Annotated in this window: 15 protein-coding genes; 1 reads left to right on the plus strand and 14 read right to left on the minus strand. The window is 74.1% G+C overall.

Translation table 11 applies throughout. The features are described 5' to 3' along the window. Positions 1-167: 167 nt before the first annotated feature. The 6 genes from Q7L65_RS07425 to Q7L65_RS07450 form a co-directional block, all read right to left on the minus strand. Entirely contained in the window at positions 168-881 is a 714-nt protein-coding gene (locus tag Q7L65_RS07425; RefSeq protein WP_304719937.1) for a response regulator, read from the minus strand. Beyond that, positions 874-2,022: an ATP-binding protein gene (locus Q7L65_RS07430; protein WP_304719941.1), complete on the minus strand. Its 1,149-nt coding sequence runs from the start codon at positions 2,020-2,022 to the stop codon at positions 874-876. The genes Q7L65_RS07425 and Q7L65_RS07430 overlap by 8 nt, the downstream gene beginning before the upstream one ends. A 66-nt stretch (positions 2,023-2,088) precedes the next feature. After that, positions 2,089-2,868: an HpcH/HpaI aldolase/citrate lyase family protein gene (locus Q7L65_RS07435; protein WP_304719943.1), complete on the minus strand. Its 780-nt coding sequence runs from the start codon at positions 2,866-2,868 to the stop codon at positions 2,089-2,091. Next, the gene (locus Q7L65_RS07440) at positions 2,868-4,064 is read right to left on the minus strand and encodes an acyl-CoA dehydrogenase family protein (RefSeq protein ID WP_304719946.1); all 1,197 of its coding nucleotides are present in this window, start codon (positions 4,062-4,064) and stop codon (positions 2,868-2,870) included. The genes Q7L65_RS07435 and Q7L65_RS07440 overlap by 1 nt, the downstream gene beginning before the upstream one ends. Further along, positions 4,061-5,281, minus strand: coding sequence for a Xaa-Pro peptidase family protein (locus tag Q7L65_RS07445; RefSeq protein WP_304720251.1), 1,221 nt, complete (start codon positions 5,279-5,281; stop codon positions 4,061-4,063). Before Q7L65_RS07445 ends, Q7L65_RS07440 begins: the two co-directional genes overlap by 4 nt. Positions 5,282-5,365: 84 nt before the next feature. Further along, entirely contained in the window at positions 5,366-6,538 is a 1,173-nt protein-coding gene (locus tag Q7L65_RS07450) for a flavin reductase (RefSeq protein ID WP_304719947.1), read from the minus strand. Between the two features lie 172 nt (positions 6,539-6,710). Between Q7L65_RS07450 and Q7L65_RS07455 the strand changes: the two genes are divergently transcribed. Continuing rightward, positions 6,711-8,192, plus strand: a complete 1,482-nt coding sequence (locus Q7L65_RS07455; protein WP_304719949.1) for an amidohydrolase family protein — start codon at positions 6,711-6,713, stop codon at positions 8,190-8,192. 23 nt (positions 8,193-8,215) lie between these two features. Here the strand turns inward: Q7L65_RS07455 and Q7L65_RS07460 are convergent, their stop codons facing one another. Genes Q7L65_RS07460 through Q7L65_RS07495 form a run of 8 tightly spaced genes read right to left on the minus strand, consistent with a single transcriptional unit; the run spans position 8,216 to position 17,740 of the window. Beyond that, positions 8,216-9,769 carry an aldehyde dehydrogenase (NADP(+)) gene (locus Q7L65_RS07460; protein WP_304719950.1) on the minus strand — a complete coding sequence of 518 codons (1,554 nt, stop codon included), beginning with the start codon at positions 9,767-9,769 and terminating at the stop codon, positions 8,216-8,218. Then, positions 9,766-10,491: a ribonuclease activity regulator RraA gene (locus Q7L65_RS07465; protein ID WP_304719951.1), complete on the minus strand. Its 726-nt coding sequence runs from the start codon at positions 10,489-10,491 to the stop codon at positions 9,766-9,768. The genes Q7L65_RS07460 and Q7L65_RS07465 overlap by 4 nt, the downstream gene beginning before the upstream one ends. After that, positions 10,488-12,146 carry a thiamine pyrophosphate-binding protein gene (locus tag Q7L65_RS07470; protein WP_304719952.1) on the minus strand — a complete coding sequence of 553 codons (1,659 nt, stop codon included), beginning with the start codon at positions 12,144-12,146 and terminating at the stop codon, positions 10,488-10,490. Before Q7L65_RS07470 ends, Q7L65_RS07465 begins: the two co-directional genes overlap by 4 nt. Beyond that, complete coding sequence (locus Q7L65_RS07475; protein ID WP_304719954.1) at positions 12,128-13,054, minus strand: dihydrodipicolinate synthase family protein; 927 nt, start codon at positions 13,052-13,054, stop codon at positions 12,128-12,130. The genes Q7L65_RS07470 and Q7L65_RS07475 overlap by 19 nt, the downstream gene beginning before the upstream one ends. Further along, a complete protein-coding gene (locus Q7L65_RS07480) occupies positions 13,051-13,857 on the minus strand; it encodes a hypothetical protein (protein ID WP_304719956.1) in 807 nt (268 codons plus the stop codon). Before Q7L65_RS07480 ends, Q7L65_RS07475 begins: the two co-directional genes overlap by 4 nt. Next, positions 13,858-15,918: an ABC transporter ATP-binding protein gene (locus Q7L65_RS07485; RefSeq protein ID WP_304719957.1), complete on the minus strand. Its 2,061-nt coding sequence runs from the start codon at positions 15,916-15,918 to the stop codon at positions 13,858-13,860. Continuing rightward, the gene (locus Q7L65_RS07490; protein WP_304719958.1) at positions 15,915-16,787 is read right to left on the minus strand and encodes an ABC transporter permease; all 873 of its coding nucleotides are present in this window, start codon (positions 16,785-16,787) and stop codon (positions 15,915-15,917) included. The genes Q7L65_RS07485 and Q7L65_RS07490 overlap by 4 nt, the downstream gene beginning before the upstream one ends. Then, the gene (locus Q7L65_RS07495; RefSeq protein WP_304719960.1) at positions 16,784-17,740 is read right to left on the minus strand and encodes an ABC transporter permease; all 957 of its coding nucleotides are present in this window, start codon (positions 17,738-17,740) and stop codon (positions 16,784-16,786) included. The genes Q7L65_RS07490 and Q7L65_RS07495 overlap by 4 nt, the downstream gene beginning before the upstream one ends. Positions 17,741-17,764: the final 24 nt, after the last annotated feature.

Genomic DNA, 17,764 nt, shown 5'->3' on the forward strand with positions numbered 1-17,764 from the left:
GTCCCGCGGCGGCGCGTGCCGCCTGCGGTCGCGTGCGCCGCGGAGGGGGACCGCTCTGCATCGCGCTGGGCGATTCTGATCAAGCCAAGCAGACCCGGCAATGTCTGTTGAGACAGGAGATTCAGGTGAGTGTTGTCTTCAGAGACAACACCAGCGCCATCGTGCCACTACTGCTCCGGCGGGAGCGCTTCACGCCGCGCACGATCAGCGATCGGCGGCGTGAACGTCGCCGAGTAGAGGTTGCTCGGGCGCCCGCGCTGGCCCGGTGACGGCATCACGTCGGCCTGCCCCAGCCCGACGAGGAAGTCGAGGTAGCGCCGTGCCGTGCTGCGCGCGAGGCCGCTCGCCGCGCTCACCTGCGCGACCGACAGCGGACCGCGGGCGCCGGCGAGGATCCGCCGCACCTCTTCCAGCCGGCCCTCCGCGATGTCCTTCGGCAGCTGGCGGCCGCGCACGCGGATCGCGTCGACCGTCGACTGCGGCAGGTCGGGACCGTCGAACACGGCCATGTGGCGCTCGAACGCCTCCATCGCCTGGCGCAGCCGCTCCGGTCTGAACGGCTTCACCAGATAGTCGACGACGCCGAGCTGGAAGCACGCCCGCACGACCTCGGGAGACGATGCGGCCGTCACCGCGATCACCTCGACGGGATGGCCGCTGCCGCGCACCCGGCGCAGCAACTCGACGCCGTTCTCGCGCGGCAGGCCGAGGTCGAGCAGCACCAGATGCGGCCGCAGGTTGACGAGCATCGGGCGCGCCTGCGCCGCGGTGCACGCGGCGCCGACGACGGTGAAGCCGTCCATGCGGCTGACGAAGCGGCAGTGGATGCTCGCGACCGAGCGGTCGTCCTCGATCACCAGCACGCGCCACGGCTCACGCACGCGGCACCGCCACGGCGAACGAGGTCCCCTGCACGTGGCGGCGCACGTCGATGCTGCCGTTGGCCGCCCGAATGCTGTCTTGCACGAGCGCGAGGCCGACGCCGGGGTGCCCGCCCTTGCTCGACACCCCGCGCTCGAAGATCTGCTCGAACTCCGCCGGCAGCCCTTCGCCCCAGTCGCGCACGAGGATCGTCGCGCGCTCGGCATCCGCTCTCAGCAGCAGCGCGACCCTGCGCCGCTGCGCGGGCAGGTGCGCGACGGCGTCGAACGCGTTGTCGAGCAGGTTGCCGACGATCGTCACGAGCTGCGCGTCGCCGAGCGCCTGGGGGACGACGTCGACGTGGCTGGCCGGATCGATCTCCAGCTCGATGCTGCGCTGGTGCGCGATCGCGCTCTCGGCCAGCAGCAGCCCGGTCAGGATCGGGTGGCTGATGCGGCTGCGAACCGCCGCGGTGCGGTCGTGGTGCGCGACCTCCAGCTCGTCGAGGAACTCGCGCGCCTCCGCGACGGCGTCGAGCGACAGCAGGCCGGCGACGGTGTGCAGGCGGTTGGAGTGCTCGTGCCCCTGCTCTTCCAGCACGCGCACGAGCCGGCGCAGGCCGACCACCTCGCGCTTCTGACGGTCGAGCAGCTGCGCCGCGCGGATCGCGCTGGCCGCGTGCTCGCCGAAGAAGGTCATCAGCTCGATCTGCGCCCGCGCCCACGGGCCGGGCGCGGAGCGGTAGACGTTGAGCGCGCCGAGCCAGCCCTCGCCGCCGCCGAGCGGCACCGACAGGAAGCCGCGGAAGCGCTCGGCGCGGGCGATGCCGCGCCAGACCTCGAAGCGCGCGTCGGCCTCGGTGTCGTCGACGACGATCGGGCGACCGGGCTCCAACAGCAGCTGCGTCAGCGTCCGCCCTCTGCGCGGCAGCGTCGGCCACTCCTGCGCGAGCTGCCTGTAGCCGTCGCTGAGCCCGTGCGCGCCGGCGATCAGCCACGGCTCGCCGGGCGTCGTCATCAGCATGATGCTGGTGGCGCGGGCGCCGTCCGCCACGCCGGCGGCGAGCGCCGCGATCGCGTCGAGCGTGACGGGCAGCGAATCGCCTCTGGCGACGACCCGGCTGACTGCCAGCATGGCGCCGACTTGCTCGTCCGTGTACATCGCACTCCTCGGGGGCGGCGGCATTTGGTCCGCTGCCGCGACGCCCATCGTAGCCGCCCCCGCCCCTCACCCGGCACCGGGCGCGCGCCCACCGCTCGCCGCGCGCGCGGCCGCGAGCGCCTCAGCGGCGGCCGCCGTCATCCCCTGCACGTCGCGGTAGGCGGAGACGAGCTGACAACCGGCGTCGAGGTACGCCGCCACGTGCGCGGGGCTGGGAGCGATCGCGCCGACCGCGACGCCGGCGACGGCGCAGGCGTCGAAGATCGGCCGCACGAACGGCGCGTTGACGGCGTCGGTGAGCGCCGCCGTCGGTGCGCCGCCGAGCGACAGCGCGAGGTCCGACGGACCGATCAGGACGCCGTCGACCCCCTCCACGGCAGCGATCTGCGCCGCCGCCTCGGCACCCCTGCGGGTCTCGACCATGACGATGCAGGCGACGTCGCGGTCGGCCTCCTGCGGCGTGTAGCCGCCGGCCAGCGCGAGGCGGATCGGACCCCAGCTGCGACGCCCGGCCGGCGGGTAGCGGCAGGCGGCGACCGCGGTCACCGCCTGCTCCGCCGTCTCCACGAGCGGGACGATCACGCCCGCCGCGCCGCTGTCGAGCGCGCGTCCGATCGCGGCCGGCTCGGCGCTCGGCACGCGTACGAGCGCGGGCGTCCCGCCGATGCTGAGCGCCTGCAGCATCCGCAGCATGCCGTCGTAGCCGATCAGCCCGTGCTGCGTGTCGATCCCGACCCAGTCGAAGCCGAGCCGACCGGCGATCTCCGCCGCCATCGGGCTCTCCAGCTGCAGCCAGGCGCCGACCAGCGGCGGCCCGTCGCGCAGCGCCGTGCGCAGCCCGGCCATCAGATCAGGCGCGCCGCGGGACCGAGGTCGAGTCCGAGCACCTGGCGCCCGTAGTAGACCCCGAAGACGTCCCACACGTGCGCGGGCTGGTGCGAGCCGGCATGGACGTCGCGGTGGAAGCGCTGAATCGGCGACTGCTCGTAGAGCCCGGACGCGCCGCTGCCGTCGAACAGGCGGTTGACCGCCTGCACGCAGAGGCGGGCGGCGAAGGCACGGTCGCGCGCCCAGCGGGCGCGGTCCTCCAGCGACACCTCGAGGCCCTGCTCGGCGCGCGACAGCATGTCGTCGGTCGCGCGCTCGGACAACAGCAGCGCGGCGTCGTGCTCGGCGGCCGCCTGCGCGACGCGCAGCTGCATCGTGGCGGAGTCGACCGGCCGGTTGCCGGCGATCCCGGTGAGGCCCGCGCGCAGCCGCTCCTCGACGGCGTCGAGCGCGCCCTTCGTCATCCCCATCACCGCGTAGGTGAGGCTCAACGAGACCAGCGGCCAGACCGGCAGCGCGTACGACGGCCGCTCGCCGACGTCCTCCGGCACGCGCGCCTCGCTCAGCGACGCGGCGGTCACGACGCGGTGCTCCGGCACGAACGCGTCGCGCACGACGACGTCCTTGCTGCCGGTCCCCTTCAGCCCCGAGACGAACCACGTGTCGACGATCTCGACCTCGTCGCGGGGGACCATCAGGTAGCCGACCTGCCGCTCCCGCAGGAAGCCGCCGAGCATCAGCCACTGCGCGTTGTCGCAGCCGCTGGAGAAGCTCCATCTGCCGCTGAGGCGATAGCCGCCGTCGACCGCCTCGACCTGCGCGCCCACCGGGTTGAACGCGGACGAGCAGCGCACGTCGGGGCCGTCGGCGAAGTACTCGGCGCGCATCTGCTCGGGCCACAGCCCGATCATCCAGTTGTGCTGCGTCCAGACGGCGTGGCACCACGCGACCGAGCCGCTGCCGCGGCCGAGCTCGTAGGTCGCTGCCAGCAGCGTGTCGTACTCGCCCTCGCCGCCGTGGCGCCAGGGGTGCGCGATCGCGAGCAAGCCCTCCTGGGCGAGCCGGTCGGCCAGCTCCTGCGGGACGCGCCGCGCCTCGTCGATCGCGCGCGCCTGCTCGGCCAGCTGCGGCGCGAGCGCGGCGGCGCGCGAGCGCACCTCCTCCTTCAGGCTGCTGCTGGACGCCAGCGCCTCGTCGCGGTCGATCGTCGTCATCGCGTGCCTCGTCTCTCTCCGTCGTTGATGATGTTCCAGCCGCGAGCGGCGTCGCCGAGTCCGACGCACCCGGTCGCGGTGACGGCGACCGTGTCCTCGAGCTTGACGTAGCCCAACTGCGGGTCGGCGAGGGTCGTCTCGATCGAGACGACCATCCCGGCCTCCAGCGGTCGGTCGCGGTGCGCGGCCGCGTAGCCGTGCGGCGCGTCGAGCGCCAGCCGCGGCGCCTCGTGCGAGACGACGCCGATCCCGTGCGCGATGAAGTCGAGCCGGTCGCCGTACGGCGTCTCGGCGATCGCCGACGTGGCAGCCTCGTACAGCTGCGCCCCGGTCGCGCCGGCGCGCAGCGGCGCACGCGCCGCCAGCTGCACCGCGTCGACCGCGGCAAGCGCCTCGACCTGCCCGTCGCTGGGCCCGCCGACGACGCCCATGCGCGCGAGATCGCCGATGTAGCCGTCGATCTTGCCGGCTGAGTCGATGCTCAGCGTCGACCCTGGCACGAGCCGTGCGAGCGACGGCGTGCGGTTGCGGTCGGCGCCGATCGCGACGAACGAGAAGCCGAACTCGACGCCGCGGCGGCGCTGCTCGGCCGCCATCCAGCGCTCGACGTCGAGCGAGCTGTCGCCGACGCTGGCGCGCGCGTAGACGGCCTCCATCGACTCGACGATCCGCTCGGAGACCGCGCGCATCAGCTGCAGCTCGTGCGGTCGCTTGACGGCGCGCAGGTGCTCCAGCACCGGCATCGCGTCGAGCAGGCGCGCGCCGCTCAGCTCGCCGAGCGGGCCGTACAGCTCGAGCGACAGGAACGGCGGCTCGATCCCGATCGCGGCGCCGTCGAGCCCGCGGGCGCGCAGCGCGTCGAGCAGCAGCCGCGCGCTCGCGCGGCCGTCCGGGCTCTCGGCGCGGACGTCCGGCACCCAGATCGGATGCAGCTCCAGCGGATCGGCATCCATCCAGTTGCCGATGAAGAACGCCTCCTGCGGCGCCCCGGCGACGTAGCCGACGATCGGCTGGTAGCGCGTCAGCGCGAGCGCGTCGTCGTTGACGTAGTAGTGGTGGCGGTAGCCGCCGAGCAGGTAGCGCACGTCGTACGGCGCGGTCGCGACGATCACGTCGAGGCCGGCGGCGCGCATCGCGGCGTCCAAGCGCTGCTGGTCGAACGGCATCGCGGGCGTCTGGGGCGGGACGCCGGTGGTGGTCGATCGCTCGTTGGTCATGGTCACGCAGCGACCGTACGTCCGGCGGCCGCGCCGGACACGTTGTCCTCGCCGCGGCGCGAGCAAATCGGGCAGGCGCGCATCTCAGATCTCCAGGCGGTCGGCGAACGCCGCGCCGTACAGCTGCTCGTAGACGTCCACGAGCTGCCTGGCGGTCGCCGCCAGCGCCGGGAGGTCGTCGCGCTCGAGCGCATCGACGAGCCGCTCGACGCCGTCGCGCAGCTGCGCCCGCCGGGGCGCGGACGCGGCGGCCGACCCCGACCACAGCCGCACGATCAGGCCCGGCACGTCGGCGCGCCGGAAGGCGTCGAGCGCGGCCGGGCCGGCGACCTCGGCGATCAGCGCGTCGCCGAACGCGGCGCGCGCGTCGTTCCACGCGCCGGCGTCGGACGGCCCGGCCGGCGGAGCGCTCGCGCGGGCCAGCTCACGCAGGCTCGCCAGCTGCGGCGCGCCGGGCCGCTCGCGCGCCAGCGTGACCGCGCCGACCAACAGCGCGTAGCGTGTGCGGACGGAGTCCATCACCGTCGCGAGCGTCACCGGGCGCACGACGAAGCAGCCGTCCGCATCGCGCTCGACGAGTCCCTCGCCCGTCAACTTCACGAGCGCCTGGTAGGCGGCGCCGCGCGTGACCGACAGCGCGGCCGCGAGCGCGTCCACGTCGACCGGCTGCTGCACCGGCAGCTCGCGCCGCAGCACCCGCGCGCGGACCTCGCGCGACGCGGCCTCGTCCTGCGCCAGCTCGAGCCGGCCGAACTGGCCGCGGTAGTACGCCAGCGGCGCGCCGCTGGAGCCGCTCGCGCGCTCGACGCGCGCGAGGAAGACCGCGTGCGTCCCGCCGGTCACCGTCTCCGTCACGTGGCATTCGAGCGTCGCGAGCGCATCGTGCAGCAGCGGGATGCCGTGGTCGCCGAGGTCGCATCCGACGCCGGCGAAGCGGTCGCCCGCGCGGCCCGCGAAGCGCACCGCCAGCTCCGCCTGGTCCTCGCTCAGCACATTGACCGCGAAGCGTCCCGACGCAGCGATCGCGGAGCCGGTCGAGGAGCCCTGTCTGAGGCAGACGAGCAGCATCGGCGGCTCCAGCGACAGCGAGCTGACCGCGCTCGCGGTCGCGCCGAACGGCGTGCCGTCAGCAGCGGTCGCGGTGATGACGGTCACCCCGCTGGCGAACCGTCCGATCACGTCGCGGAACTGGTCGGGGGTCAGCGTCGCGGCTGCGGTCGTCGCGGTCGCGATCGCGGCGTCGTCGGGCTCGCCCATGCGCTTCGTCTCCTCGTCTCGAACGGCGACCGACGGTAGGCGCGAGTGCGCGCGCGCCGCCGTTGTGATCGCTGCCGCGCGAGCGAATACCCTGCTGGCGCCCGCGACCGAGGAGGATCGGGGCGAGCCTCGCACGGCATCCCGCGTCGCGAGGAGCGAGAGGAGACAGAACGTGGCGACCGACGCACCGCACCAGCCCGTGCCGTACTACGACGAAGATCCGCGCGCCGCCGAGCAGATCGGCGAGCGACTCGTCCGCGAGCAGACCCGCGCGGACCGCCGCGTCCTGATCCGCGGCGGGGCAGTCATCACGATGGACGCCGCGATCGGCGACTTCGCGGCCGGCGACGTCCTGATCGAGGGCAGACGGATCGTCGCCGTCGGGCCGCGGCTCGCCGACGACGAGCGCGCACGCGACGCGGTCGAGGTGAGCGCCGCCGGCATGGTCGTGATCCCGGGTATGTGCGACAGCCACCGTCACTGCTGGCAGACGCAGTTCCGCCGGGCGATCCCGGACGTCGCCGACCTCGCCGCCTACGTCGCGGCGACGCACCGCACGCTCGCGTTCGCCTACCAGCCGCAGGACGTCTACGTCGGCAACCTGCTGGCGGCGCTCGGCGGGCTCGACGGCGGCGTCACCTCGATCGTCGACATCTCACACAATTCACGCTCGGCCGCGCACCGCGACGAGGCCGTACGCGGCCACCTCGACTCCGGCGCGCGCAGCGTCTACGGCGCGCACGGCGCGCTGTTCGGCGACTGGGACGAGCTGTGGCCGCAGGACCTCGTGCGCTTGCGCGAGGAGTACTTCGGAGACGACGACGCGCTCGTCACGCTGCGTCTGGCCTGCCACGGCTCCGATGCGGCGGCGGCGCGCGACAGAGACGACGGGCTGCCGTCGGTGACGCTCGACCCGGCGAAGATCGCGTTCGCGCGTGACCTCGGGATCGGCATCAGCGTCGACGGCGTGCTCGGCACGGAGGCGTCGGCGAACGTCGAGTCGCTCGGCACCGCCGGCCTGTTGGGCCCGGACATCACGCTGATCCACATGACCGCGATGTCAGACCGCGCGTGGGAGCTGATCGCGGACTCGCGGACGGCGATCTCGCTGACGCCGACGTCGGACGCCCAGATCGGCATCCTCGATGCGCTCCCACCGATCCAGAAGGCGCTCGACATGGGCATCCGCCCGAGCCTCAGCGTCGACACCGAGGCGACGCTCAGCAGCGACATGTTCACGCAGATGCGCTTCATCCTGAACGTGCAGCGGATGGGCGTCTTCAAGCGCCGTCACGAAGGCGAGCAGGGGCTCCACGCGATCACGACGCGCGACGTGCTCGAGTTCGCGACGCTGCAGGGAGCGCGCGCCAACGGGCTCGCCGACAAGGTCGGCTCGCTGACGCCCGGCAAGCAGGCGGACATCGTGCTGATCCGCGCCGAGGACATCAACAACATGCCGCTCAACACCGCGCTCGGCACCGTCGTCAGCGGCGCCGACACCAGCAACGTCGACACCGTCTTCGTCGCCGGCGACGCGCGCAAGTGGCGCGGCCGCCTCGTCGGCCAGGACCTCAATCGCATCCGCTCGCTCGCGCACGAGTCGTTCGACCGCATCCTGCGCGAGAGCGGCTTCGACCTCGACCCGCTCGTCTGATCCGGGTGCGCGCGGCGTAGCGCTCAGGCTCCGATCGACGCGTTCGTCAACTGGCCGTCGACACGTCGCCACGTCCCGCGCGGGTTCGCGTCGCGCAGGGCTTGCGGCAGCAGCTCCTGCGGCGCGTCCTGCCAGCAGACCGGCCGCTGGAAGCGACGGGTCGCGGTCATTCCGACGGAGGTCTCGCCGGGCGCGGTCGTCGCGGGATAGGGGCCTCCGTGCTGCATCGCCCACGTGACGGCGACACCGGTCGGCCAGCCGTCGAAGACGACGCGGCCGCAGCGGCGCTCCAACGCGGCGGACAGCTGCTGTGCGAGTTCGGGCTCGGCGGCGACGTCGGCGTGCAGCGCGGTCGCGAGCTGACCGTCGAACGCGCGCACCGCCGTCAGCAGCTCGTCCTGGGAGGCGTAGCGGGCCAGCAGCGCGAACGGCCCGAAGCACTCCTCGCGCAACGCGGGCGCGGTCGCGAGCGCCGTGGCGCTGGTCTCGTAGGTCGCCGCGTCGATGCGGAAGCCGGGCTCCTGACGAGCCGACGACGGCGTCAGCGGGCGCACGTCGTCGCGCGCGGCGAGGTCGGCGAGCTGATCGACGAGCGCGTCGCGCATGCGAGCCGTCAGCATCACCAGCGGCTGCGCCGCGGCCAGTCGCTCGGCGACGTCGGCGCACCAGCGATCGCCCTCCTCCCCCTCCGGCACGAGCACGACGCCGGGCTTCGTGCAGAGCTGCCCGGCCGCGCCGGTGATCGAGGCGACGAACGTCTGCGCGATCTCCGCGCCGCGTCGGCGCAGGGCTCCTGCGGTCACGACGGCCGGGTTGACGCTGCCCATCTCCGCGAACACGGGGATCGGCCGCTCGCGTGCGGCGGCGAGGTCGAACAGCGCCCGGCCGCCCTTCGTCGAGCCGGTGAAGGCGACGGCCGCGATCTCCTGCGCGCGCACGAGCGCCGCCCCGATCTCCGGCGTGTCGCCCTGCACGAGCGCAAATGCCGCCGCCGGCAGCTGCGCCTCCTCGATCGCAGCGGCGACATGGTCGGCGACCGCGCGGTTCAAGCCCGGCTGAGCGGGATGCCCCTTCGCGACGACCGGGCAGCCGACGGCGAGCGCGGCCGCGGTGTCGCCGCCGGCGACACCGAAGGCGAACGGGAAGTTGCTGGCGCCGAAGACCGCGACCGGCCCGACCGGGACGAGCATGCGCCGCAGGTCTGGGCGGGGTGCCGGCGCGGCGTCGGGATCGGCGCGGTCGATGATCGGTTCGAGATGCGCGCCGTCGGCGACGACGTCCGCGAGCGCCTCCAGCTGAACGCAGGTGCGCTCCAGCTCTCCCGCGGCGCGCGCGGCGGGCAAGCCGGACTCCCGCTGGAAGCGATCTCGCAGCCGCTCGCCGTCCGCGCGCAGGCGCGCGGCGGCGCCGCGCAGCGCAGCGGCGCGGCGATCGGTGTCGTGGAGCCGTGCGTCGGAGCACGCGGCGGCGGCCGCGGCGGTCAGCTCGGGAATCGCCGACGGCGGCGTTGCGGGGTGGGCGTCGAGGCGCTCGCCGGAACGCGGATCGGTGGCGGAGATCGTCGTCTCGGGGGTCATCGGCTGCCGTCGCGGTAGCGCTGCAGCAGTTCCTCGCCGGGCGGATAGGTGCCGCGCAGCGGCGCGCCGCCGTCGACCTGGGCGAGCACGAACTCCTCCAGGCGCTCCTGCTCGGCGGCGGCATGGGCGACCTCGGCCGCCAGCTCGCGCGGGATGCAGACGACGCCCTCGCCGTCGCCGACGATCACGTCCCCGGGATAGACCGCGACCTCCGCGCAGCCGATCGGCACCTGCATGTCGACCGCGTGATGCTGGGCGAGGTTCGTCATCGCCGAGGCGCCGGCGGCGAACGCCGGCATCGCCAGCTCGCGGATCTCCGGCGTGTCGCGCAGGGCGCCGTCGGTCACCAGCCCGGCGGCGCCGCGGCGCATCAGGCGCGTGGCGAGGATGTTGCCGGCGGAGGCCGCGCGACCCTGCCCACGGCAGTCCATCACGAGCACCTGCCCCGGTCCGACCGACTCGACCGCGCGCCGTTGCGGATGGTCGTAGTCCTTGAAGACGGCCAGCACGTCGACGTCCTCGCGCGCCGGCACGTAGCGCAGCGTGAACGCCTCGCCGACCATGTTCGCGTTGGCCGGGTTCAGCGGCGCAACGCCTGCCAGGTAGGTGTTGCGCAACCCGCGCGCGAACAGCTGCGTCGTGATCGTGGCGGTGCTCGTCTGCCGCAGCGCGGCGATCACCTCTGCGCCGAGCGGCTCGGCGACCTGCGGTGTGGAAGTCATCGTTCTCCTCTGGAAGGTGGGGACGCGAGCAGCTCGGCCAGGCGCACGCCGGGCGCGATCAGGTCGGGGTCGGTGCGCACCGCCACGAGCGCGGGCCCGGGCATCGCCTGCGCGGCCTGCAGCGCAGCCTCGAGCTGCGACTCCGTCCGGACCGTCCAGCCGTGCGCACCGAGCGCGGTCGCCCAGCGACCGAAGTCGGGCAGGCCGATCTCGGTCGCCGGCTCGACGCGCCCGGCGGCGCGCGCCTCGTGCATCGCGATCGTCCCGTAGAGGCCGTTCTGGAAGACGACGACGAGGATGTCCGCGCCGCAGCGCACGGCCGTCTCCAGCTCCTGGCCGGTCATCAGCGCGCCGCCGTCGCCGACCACGGCGACGACGCGTGCGGCGGGGTCGGCGAGCTTCGCTGCCACGGCGGCCGGCACCGCGTAGCCCATCGCGCCGTTGGCCGGCGCCAGCAGCGCGCCACCCGGCTCGAAGCGCCAGTGGCGGTGCAGGAAGGCGGAGAAGTTGCCCGCGTCGTTGGTGACGATCGCCGCACCGCCGATCGCGCGATGCAGCGCCGCGACCGCGCGCGCGGGGTCGACGCCGGCGCCGTCGCCCGCGGACGGCGGCGGTTGAGCGGCGGCGTGGTACGCGCCGTGCGCATCTGACCAATCGCGTCCGCTCGTACGGTCGGGAAGGCGGTCGAGCAGCGCCTGCAGGGTCTCGGCGACGTCCTCGCCGAGACCCTCGGCGTCGGGCGGGAGGGCACTGTCCGGACCGATCGAGAGGACCCGCTGACCCGTTTGAGGCAGACGCCCCTGCTGCCCGGTCAGGTCGTCCAGGCGCGTCCCGGCCAGCAGCAGCAGATCGGCCTCCAGCGCCGGCGCCAGCAGCTGCGGCGGCGTCGCGATCACGAGCTGCCCGATGCAGTTGGGATGCGCGTCGGGGAAGACGTTCTGGCGCCGGAAGGCGGTCAGCACGCCGAGCCCGGCGCGCTCCGCCAGCGCCACGAGCTGCTCGCGCGCGTGCGCCGCGCCGCCTCCGGCGATCATCACCGGCTGGCGCGCCGCCGCGAGCGCCGCGGCGGCTGCGTCGAGTGCGGACGGGTCGGCCGCCGACGCCTGCCGCGGCTGCACGCCGCGCGCGTCCAGCGGTCCTGCCACGCCCTGCCAGAGATCCTCCGGAACCGCGACCGCGACCGGGCCGGGCCGTCCTTCACGCGCCACCCGGAGCGCTCTCGCCAGCAGTGCGGGCAGCTCCGCGCTCGTGCGCGCGGTGACGGCCCATTTCGTGATCGGCGCGTAGAAGGCGGCGAGGTCGATCTCCTGCAGCGCGCCGCTGCCGATCCGGCCGACCGGCACCTGCCCGAGGATCGCCAGCAGCGGGGTCCCGTCCTCGTGGGCCGTCTGCACGCCGATCGCGAGGTTCGAGGAGCCGGGCGCGCGGCTGGCGAGCGCGACCGCGATCCCGCCCGTCAAGCGCGCCTCGGCGTCGGCCATGAAGGCGGCGCCGCTCTCGTGGCGCGTCGAGACGACCTCGATCCGCGGATCGTCGGCGAGCGCGAGCAGGAGACCGAGGAACGACTCGCCGGGCACCGTGTAGCAACGCCGCACACCGGCCGCGGCGAGCAGCTCGCAGGCCGCCTCGGCAGCGTTCAGACGCTCGCCGGCCATGCCCGCACGATCCCCGCCAGCGCCTCCGCGGCGCGCGCGTCGAGCGGCTCGCACGGTGCGCGCACCTCGCCGGCGTCGGCACCCGTCAGCGCGAGCGCCGCCTTGACGACGGCGACGTTGTGACGTCCGCCCGCGCGTGTCCGCAGCAGCTCGAACGGCAGCAGCGGCCGCAGCGCCGCGGCCAGCGCATCGAAATCCCCGGCACGGCTCGCGCGCCAGACGGCCAGCGACAGGTCGGGCCGGACGTTGGCGATGCCCGAGGTGAAGCCGACCAGACCCAGCGCCCGCATGGGCGCGACCATCGACTCCGCCAGCCCGCATGTCCACGTGCAGGCGTCGCGCACGCCCGGACGCTCCAGCAGCGTGCCGAGCACGTGCAGGTCGTGCCGCGCGTACTTGACGCCGACGATCTGCGGATGCAGCGCCAGCTCGGCGAGCGCGTCGGCGCCGAGCCGGGGGGTGCGTACGTACAGCACGACCGGCAGCGGCGAGCGATCCGCGAACTCGGTGATCAGCCCGACGATGCCGCGCTCGCCCGCGAGCGGATCGGGCGGGTCGTGCAGCATCACCGCGTCGTAGCCGAGTCGCTCGGCCTCGGAGGCCGACTCGAGCGCCTCCGAGAGCGCCCCCGTGACGCCCGCGATCAGGCCGGCGCGCGTGCGCCCGCGCGCCGTCGCGGCGAGCACCGCGCGCCGCTCCTCGGCGTTCAGCTGGAACACCTCACCGGTGTTGCCGAGCGCGGTCAGCGTGTGCACGCCGGCACTGTCGAGGACGGCCGTGAGCCGCTCCAGCGCCTCGAGGTCGACCTCGCCGCCGGTGCGCTCGAACGGCGTCGGCAGGACCGCCACGACGCCGCTGAGCAGCTGCGGCAGCTCCCGCGCCGCCGGCGCCTGATCGGTGGTCGTCACGACGCCTGCTCGCCGAAGAAGGGGAATCTCGCCTGGTAGGCGGCGAGCAGCTGCGGCCAGCGCGGCTCGTCGACGTAGGTGACGGTGACCGTCCCGTCGAAGCCGCCGCCGGTCGCGCGGAAGAAGCGGAGGTTGCCGGTGTGCGTGTACTTCGGCAGATGGCGCGCGTTCTCCGGACGCCAGTTGTAGGTCCCGACGACCATCTCGGCCGGCTCGCCGTCGGGCCCGAGCACGATCATGTCGCCGCGCAGCATGAAGCCCTCGTCGGCGGGGTCGTGCCACTCGGCCGTGACCTGGCCCATCCCCGCCGGCAGCGCCGAGAAGCCGCTGACGTCACCGCTGACCGGGTCGCGGCGGAGGATCTTGACGACGTGCAGGATCGGCTCGGTGAAGCCGGTGTCGGTTCTCGCCTCGGTGACGCGCACCATCCACTGCATCGACTCCGGATCGACGACGATCCGCTCGCCCCCGCCCGCACCCGGCGCGCCGATCACGATCAGCGCGCGCGTCGGCCCGGCGGCCTCCACGCGAGCGCTCTCGCCCGTCGGCACGTACGCGTAGCGCCCGGCGCCGACCGCCTCGCCGTCGAGCGTCAGGCCGCCGTCCAGGACCAGCAGCTCGTAGCCGCGGTCGAGCCGCTGGTCGACCGCGTAGCCGGCCGGCAGCTCCGCCAGGGCCGTCAACGCTCCCGTCTCCTCGTCGCGCGAGAGGACACGCCACGGCGCGCCGGCGAACGGGCCGTCGGCCGCCTCCGCGAGCGGGACGTCGCGGTAGTGCAGGTCTTCGACATGGGCACGGGCCATTCAGGTCTCCTTCGATCGGTGCGCCGGCGCCGACGGCGCCGCACGCTGGAGCCGCTCGAGCTCGGCGGCGGGAATGTGGCAACTGATCTGACGGCCGCCCGGCAGCTGCTGGCACGGCGGCGCCTCGGTCTCGCAGATCGCTCCGAGCTTGCGCGGACAGCGGGTCTGGAAGACGCAGCCGCTCGGCGGGTCCGCGACGCTGGGCGGATCGCCCTGGAGCCGGACACGCGTCGGCGCCTGCTCGCCGAAGGCGTCGCGCGGCGCCGACAGCAGCGCCTCCGTGTAGGGGTGATGGGGAGGCACGAAGACGTCGGCGGCGGCGCCGATCTCCATCACCCGGCCGAGGTACATCACCATGATCCGGTCGGCGATGTACTGGACGATCGCGAGGTCGTGCGAGATGAAGACGAACGCCGTCCCGTGCTCGCGTTGCAGCGCGACCATCAGGTTGACGATCGCGGCCTGCACGGAGACGTCGAGCGCCGAGGTCGGCTCGTCGCAGACGACGACGCGCGGCGCGCCGGCGAAGGCGCGCGCGATCGCGACACGCTGCTTCATGCCGCCGGACAGGCCCGCGGGACGTGCGTCGAGCTGTGCGACCGGCAGCCGCACCTCTTCGGCCAGCTCGCCGATCCGCTCCTCGCGCCGACGCGCCGGCAACGTGCTGAGTCTGCGCAGCGCGCGGCGCAGGATGCGGCGGATCGTGTGGCGCTGGTTGAGCGCCGAGTCAGGGTTCTGGAAGACGATCTGCAGCGTCCGCACCTGGTCGTCCTCGCGCGCGGCGACCGCGGCGCGCAGCGGTCTGCCGTCGAGCCGCAGACGCGCGCCGTCGTCGGGCTCCTCGAGCCCGAGCAGCACGCGCGCCAGCGTCGACTTGCCGCTGCCGGACTCGCCGACGACGCCGAGCGTCTCGCCCGCGGCGAGCGCGAAGGAGACGTCCTGGAGCACTCTCACGGCGCGCCCGCCGTGGCCGAAGGTCTTGGCGACCTGCTCGACCTCGAGCAACGGCGCGGCCGCGGCGATGCGGTCGGCCGGCGCGACGGCGACCGCCGCCGCCGGGCGCGCGAGCGCGCCGGCGCGCTCGGGATAGTGGCAGCGGTAGGCGCGGCCGCCCGCGGGTGCGAGGGCGGGCTCGTCGGTCGCGCAGCGCTCCTCCGAGACGGGGCAGCGTGCGGCGAAGACGCAGCCGCGCTCGACCGATCCGAGCGTCGGCAGCGCGCCGGGGATCGCGACGAGCCGACCGTCGTCCTTGCGCATGCCCGCTCTCGGGATGCAGCCGACGAGGCTGGCCGTGTACGGGTGCCGCGGCTCGCGGAAGACGTCGCCGACCGGCCCCTCCTCGGCCAGCCGGCCGGCGTAGAGCACGCCGACGCGGTCGCACATCCGCGCGATCACGTTGAGGTTGTGCGAGATGAAGAGCACGCTGGTGCGCAGCTCCGCGCGCAGCTCGGCGATCAGGTCGAGCACCTCGGCCTCCACGGTCGCGTCCAGGCCCGTGGTCGGCTCGTCGAGGATCAGCAGCTCCGGCCGCTTGGCGAGCGCCATCGCGATCACGACGCGCTGCTGCATCCCGCCCGACAGCTCGTGCGGGTAGCGGCGCATCACCAGGTCCGGGTCGGCGATCTTGACCTTGCGCAGCATCTCGTGCGCGCCCTCGCGCCCCTCCTCCCAGCGCGACCCGCGCACGACGAACGCCTCCGCGATCTGGTCGCCGACGCGCATCGTCGGGTTCAGCGCGCGGCCGGGCGACTGGTAGACCATCGCCACGACGTCGGTGCGCAGCCTCCGCAGCTCCTCGCCGCGCGCGGCGCCGACGTCACGGCCGGCGACCGTGAGGGCGCCGCCGCTGACGCGGCCGTTCGCGGGCAGCGCGCCGACGAGCGCGAGCGCCATCGTCGACTTGCCGCAGCCGGACTCGCCGACGAGGCCGTACGACTCGCCGGGGGCGATCGCGAGGTCGAGCCCGCGGATCACGCGGCGGTCGCGGCCGCGGACGCGGTAGACGACGTCGAGCTGCTCGGCACGGACCGCGGCGGCGGCCGGGGCGATCGATGCGGTCACTCGCTCAGCGCTCCTTGGACGTTGTCTGCGACGAGGAAGACGGAGACGACCAGCGACGCGATCGCCAGCGCCGGGAACAGCGCCGTCCACCACGCGCCCGCGGCGAGCACGCCGTAGGAGTCGGCGATCTGCAGCCCCCAGTCGGGCGAGGGCGGCTGGACGCCGAAGCCGAGGAACGAGAGGCTCGCGACGCTGAAGACCGCCATGCCGACGCGCACCGTGAACTCGACGATCACGATCGGCACGACGTTCGGCAGGATCTCGCCGAACATGATGTAGGGCGCCCGCTCGCCGCGCACGCGCGCGGCGGCGACGTACTCGCCCTCGCGCTCGGTCAGCACGGCCGCCCGCACGGTGCGGGCGATCACCCAGCTGTAGGCGAAGCCGACGACGACCACGAGCGTCAGGTTCGACGGGCCGAGCGCGGTCAGCGCCAGCAGCGCGAGGATCACGCTCGGGAGCGCCATCACCGCTTCGGCCAGGCGTGAGAGCGCGTCGTCGACGAGCCCGCCGACGTAGCCCATCACGAGCCCTATCGTCGTGCCCAGCAGCGTCGCCAGGCCGGCCGCCAGCAGCGAGATCGTGAGGATCGCGCGCGCCCCGACGATCACGCGCGAGAAGACGTCGCGCCCGAGCGCGTCGGTCCCGAACCAGTGCGCCGCGGACGGCGCCGCCAGCGAGTCGGCCGGGTTGGTCGCGTACGGGTCGTCGGGCACGAGCGCCTGCCCGAAGAGGGCGCAGAGGACCCAGAAAAGCAGGATCCCGGCGCCGATCAGGAAGCTCGGGCGGCGCAGCAGCGCCCGGACCGTCGCGACGCGGCGGGCGCGGCGCGCGGACGGCGCCGCCAAGGGCGTGGAGGTCGCGGTCATCGGCCCGTCACCTGTGCGCGCACACGCGGGTTGACGACCGCCTGCACGACGTCGGCCAGCAGCGTCAGCACGATGTACAGCGCACCGACGATCAGCACCGCGCCCTGCAGCAGCGGGAAGTCCTTGCGCTGCGCCGCGTTGAAGATCAGCAGCCCGAGGCCCTGGTAGTTGAACAGCCGCTCGATCACGACCAGCCCGCCGACCATGTAGCCGATCTGCGTCGCGGTGACCGTGATGCTCGGCAGCAGCGCGTTACGCAGCACGTGACGCCGGATCACCTGGCGCCGCGGCAGCCCCTTGACGGTCGCCGTGCGCGTCGAGTCGGCGTCGAGCACCTCGATCGTCCCGGCGCGGGCGACGCGCGCGATGTAGCCGAACAGCCCCGCCATCAGCGCCAGCGCCGGCAGCACGAGGTACTTCAGCTCCTCCAGCGGTCCGGCGCCGGCCGGCGCGGTCGCGGTGATCGGCAGCACCGGCCACCAGATGCCGAGCACCAGCAGCAGGACGATGCCGGTGACGAACTCCGGCAGCACGGAGACGACCATCCCGCCGAACGTGATCGCCTTGTCGGCGAATCTGCCGCGGTGCAGCGCCGCGAAGACGCCGCCCGCCAGCGACAGCGGCACGATCAGCACGACCGCGAAGAGACCGAGCTTGAGCGAGTTGCCGAGCGCGGTGGCGATCAGATCGCCGGCGGAGGACTGATAGAGGTACGAGGTGCCGAAGTCGCCGGTCAGGACGCCGCCGAGCCAGTCGAAGTAGCGCTCCAGCAGCGGCCGGTCGTAGCCGAGCTGGCTGTTGAGCTGCGCCACCGCGGCCGGCGCCGCGTCCTGGCCGAGGATCGCCCGCGCCGGATTGCCCGGCAGCACCTGCGCACCGAGGAACACGCCCACGCTCAACAGCCAGAGCGTGATCAGGCCGAGGCCGGCGCGGCGGATCAGGAATCGCGTCATCGTCGGATGGTGCCCTGCGAGCAG

It is taken from the genome of Conexibacter sp. CPCC 206217 (genome assembly GCF_030646165.1).
Lineage (GTDB): Bacteria > Actinomycetota > Thermoleophilia > Solirubrobacterales > Solirubrobacteraceae > Conexibacter.

Bases quoted from the DNA above. Each gene is read 5' to 3' on its own strand.
- Q7L65_RS07495 (WP_304719960.1), bottom strand. From the start codon at position 17,740: ATGACGCGATTCCTGATCCGCCGCGCCGGCCTCGGCCTGATCACGCTC.
- Q7L65_RS07470 (WP_304719952.1), bottom strand. From the start codon at position 12,146: ATGGCCGGCGAGCGTCTGAACGCTGCCGAGGCGGCCTGCGAGCTGCTC.
- Q7L65_RS07435 (WP_304719943.1), bottom strand. From the start codon at position 2,868: ATGGCCGGGCTGCGCACGGCGCTGCGCGACGGGCCGCCGCTGGTCGGC.
- Q7L65_RS07430 (WP_304719941.1), bottom strand. From the start codon at position 2,022: ATGTACACGGACGAGCAAGTCGGCGCCATGCTGGCAGTCAGCCGGGTC.
- Q7L65_RS07445 (WP_304720251.1), bottom strand. From the start codon at position 5,281: ATGACCAACGAGCGATCGACCACCACCGGCGTCCCGCCCCAGACGCCC.
- Q7L65_RS07480 (WP_304719956.1), bottom strand. From the start codon at position 13,857: ATGGCCCGTGCCCATGTCGAAGACCTGCACTACCGCGACGTCCCGCTC.
- Q7L65_RS07450 (WP_304719947.1), bottom strand. From the start codon at position 6,538: ATGGGCGAGCCCGACGACGCCGCGATCGCGACCGCGACGACCGCAGCC.
- Q7L65_RS07490 (WP_304719958.1), bottom strand. From the start codon at position 16,787: ATGACCGCGACCTCCACGCCCTTGGCGGCGCCGTCCGCGCGCCGCGCC.
- Q7L65_RS07440 (WP_304719946.1), bottom strand. From the start codon at position 4,064: ATGACGACGATCGACCGCGACGAGGCGCTGGCGTCCAGCAGCAGCCTG.
- Q7L65_RS07460 (WP_304719950.1), bottom strand. From the start codon at position 9,769: ATGACCCCCGAGACGACGATCTCCGCCACCGATCCGCGTTCCGGCGAG.
- Q7L65_RS07465 (WP_304719951.1), bottom strand. From the start codon at position 10,491: ATGACTTCCACACCGCAGGTCGCCGAGCCGCTCGGCGCAGAGGTGATC.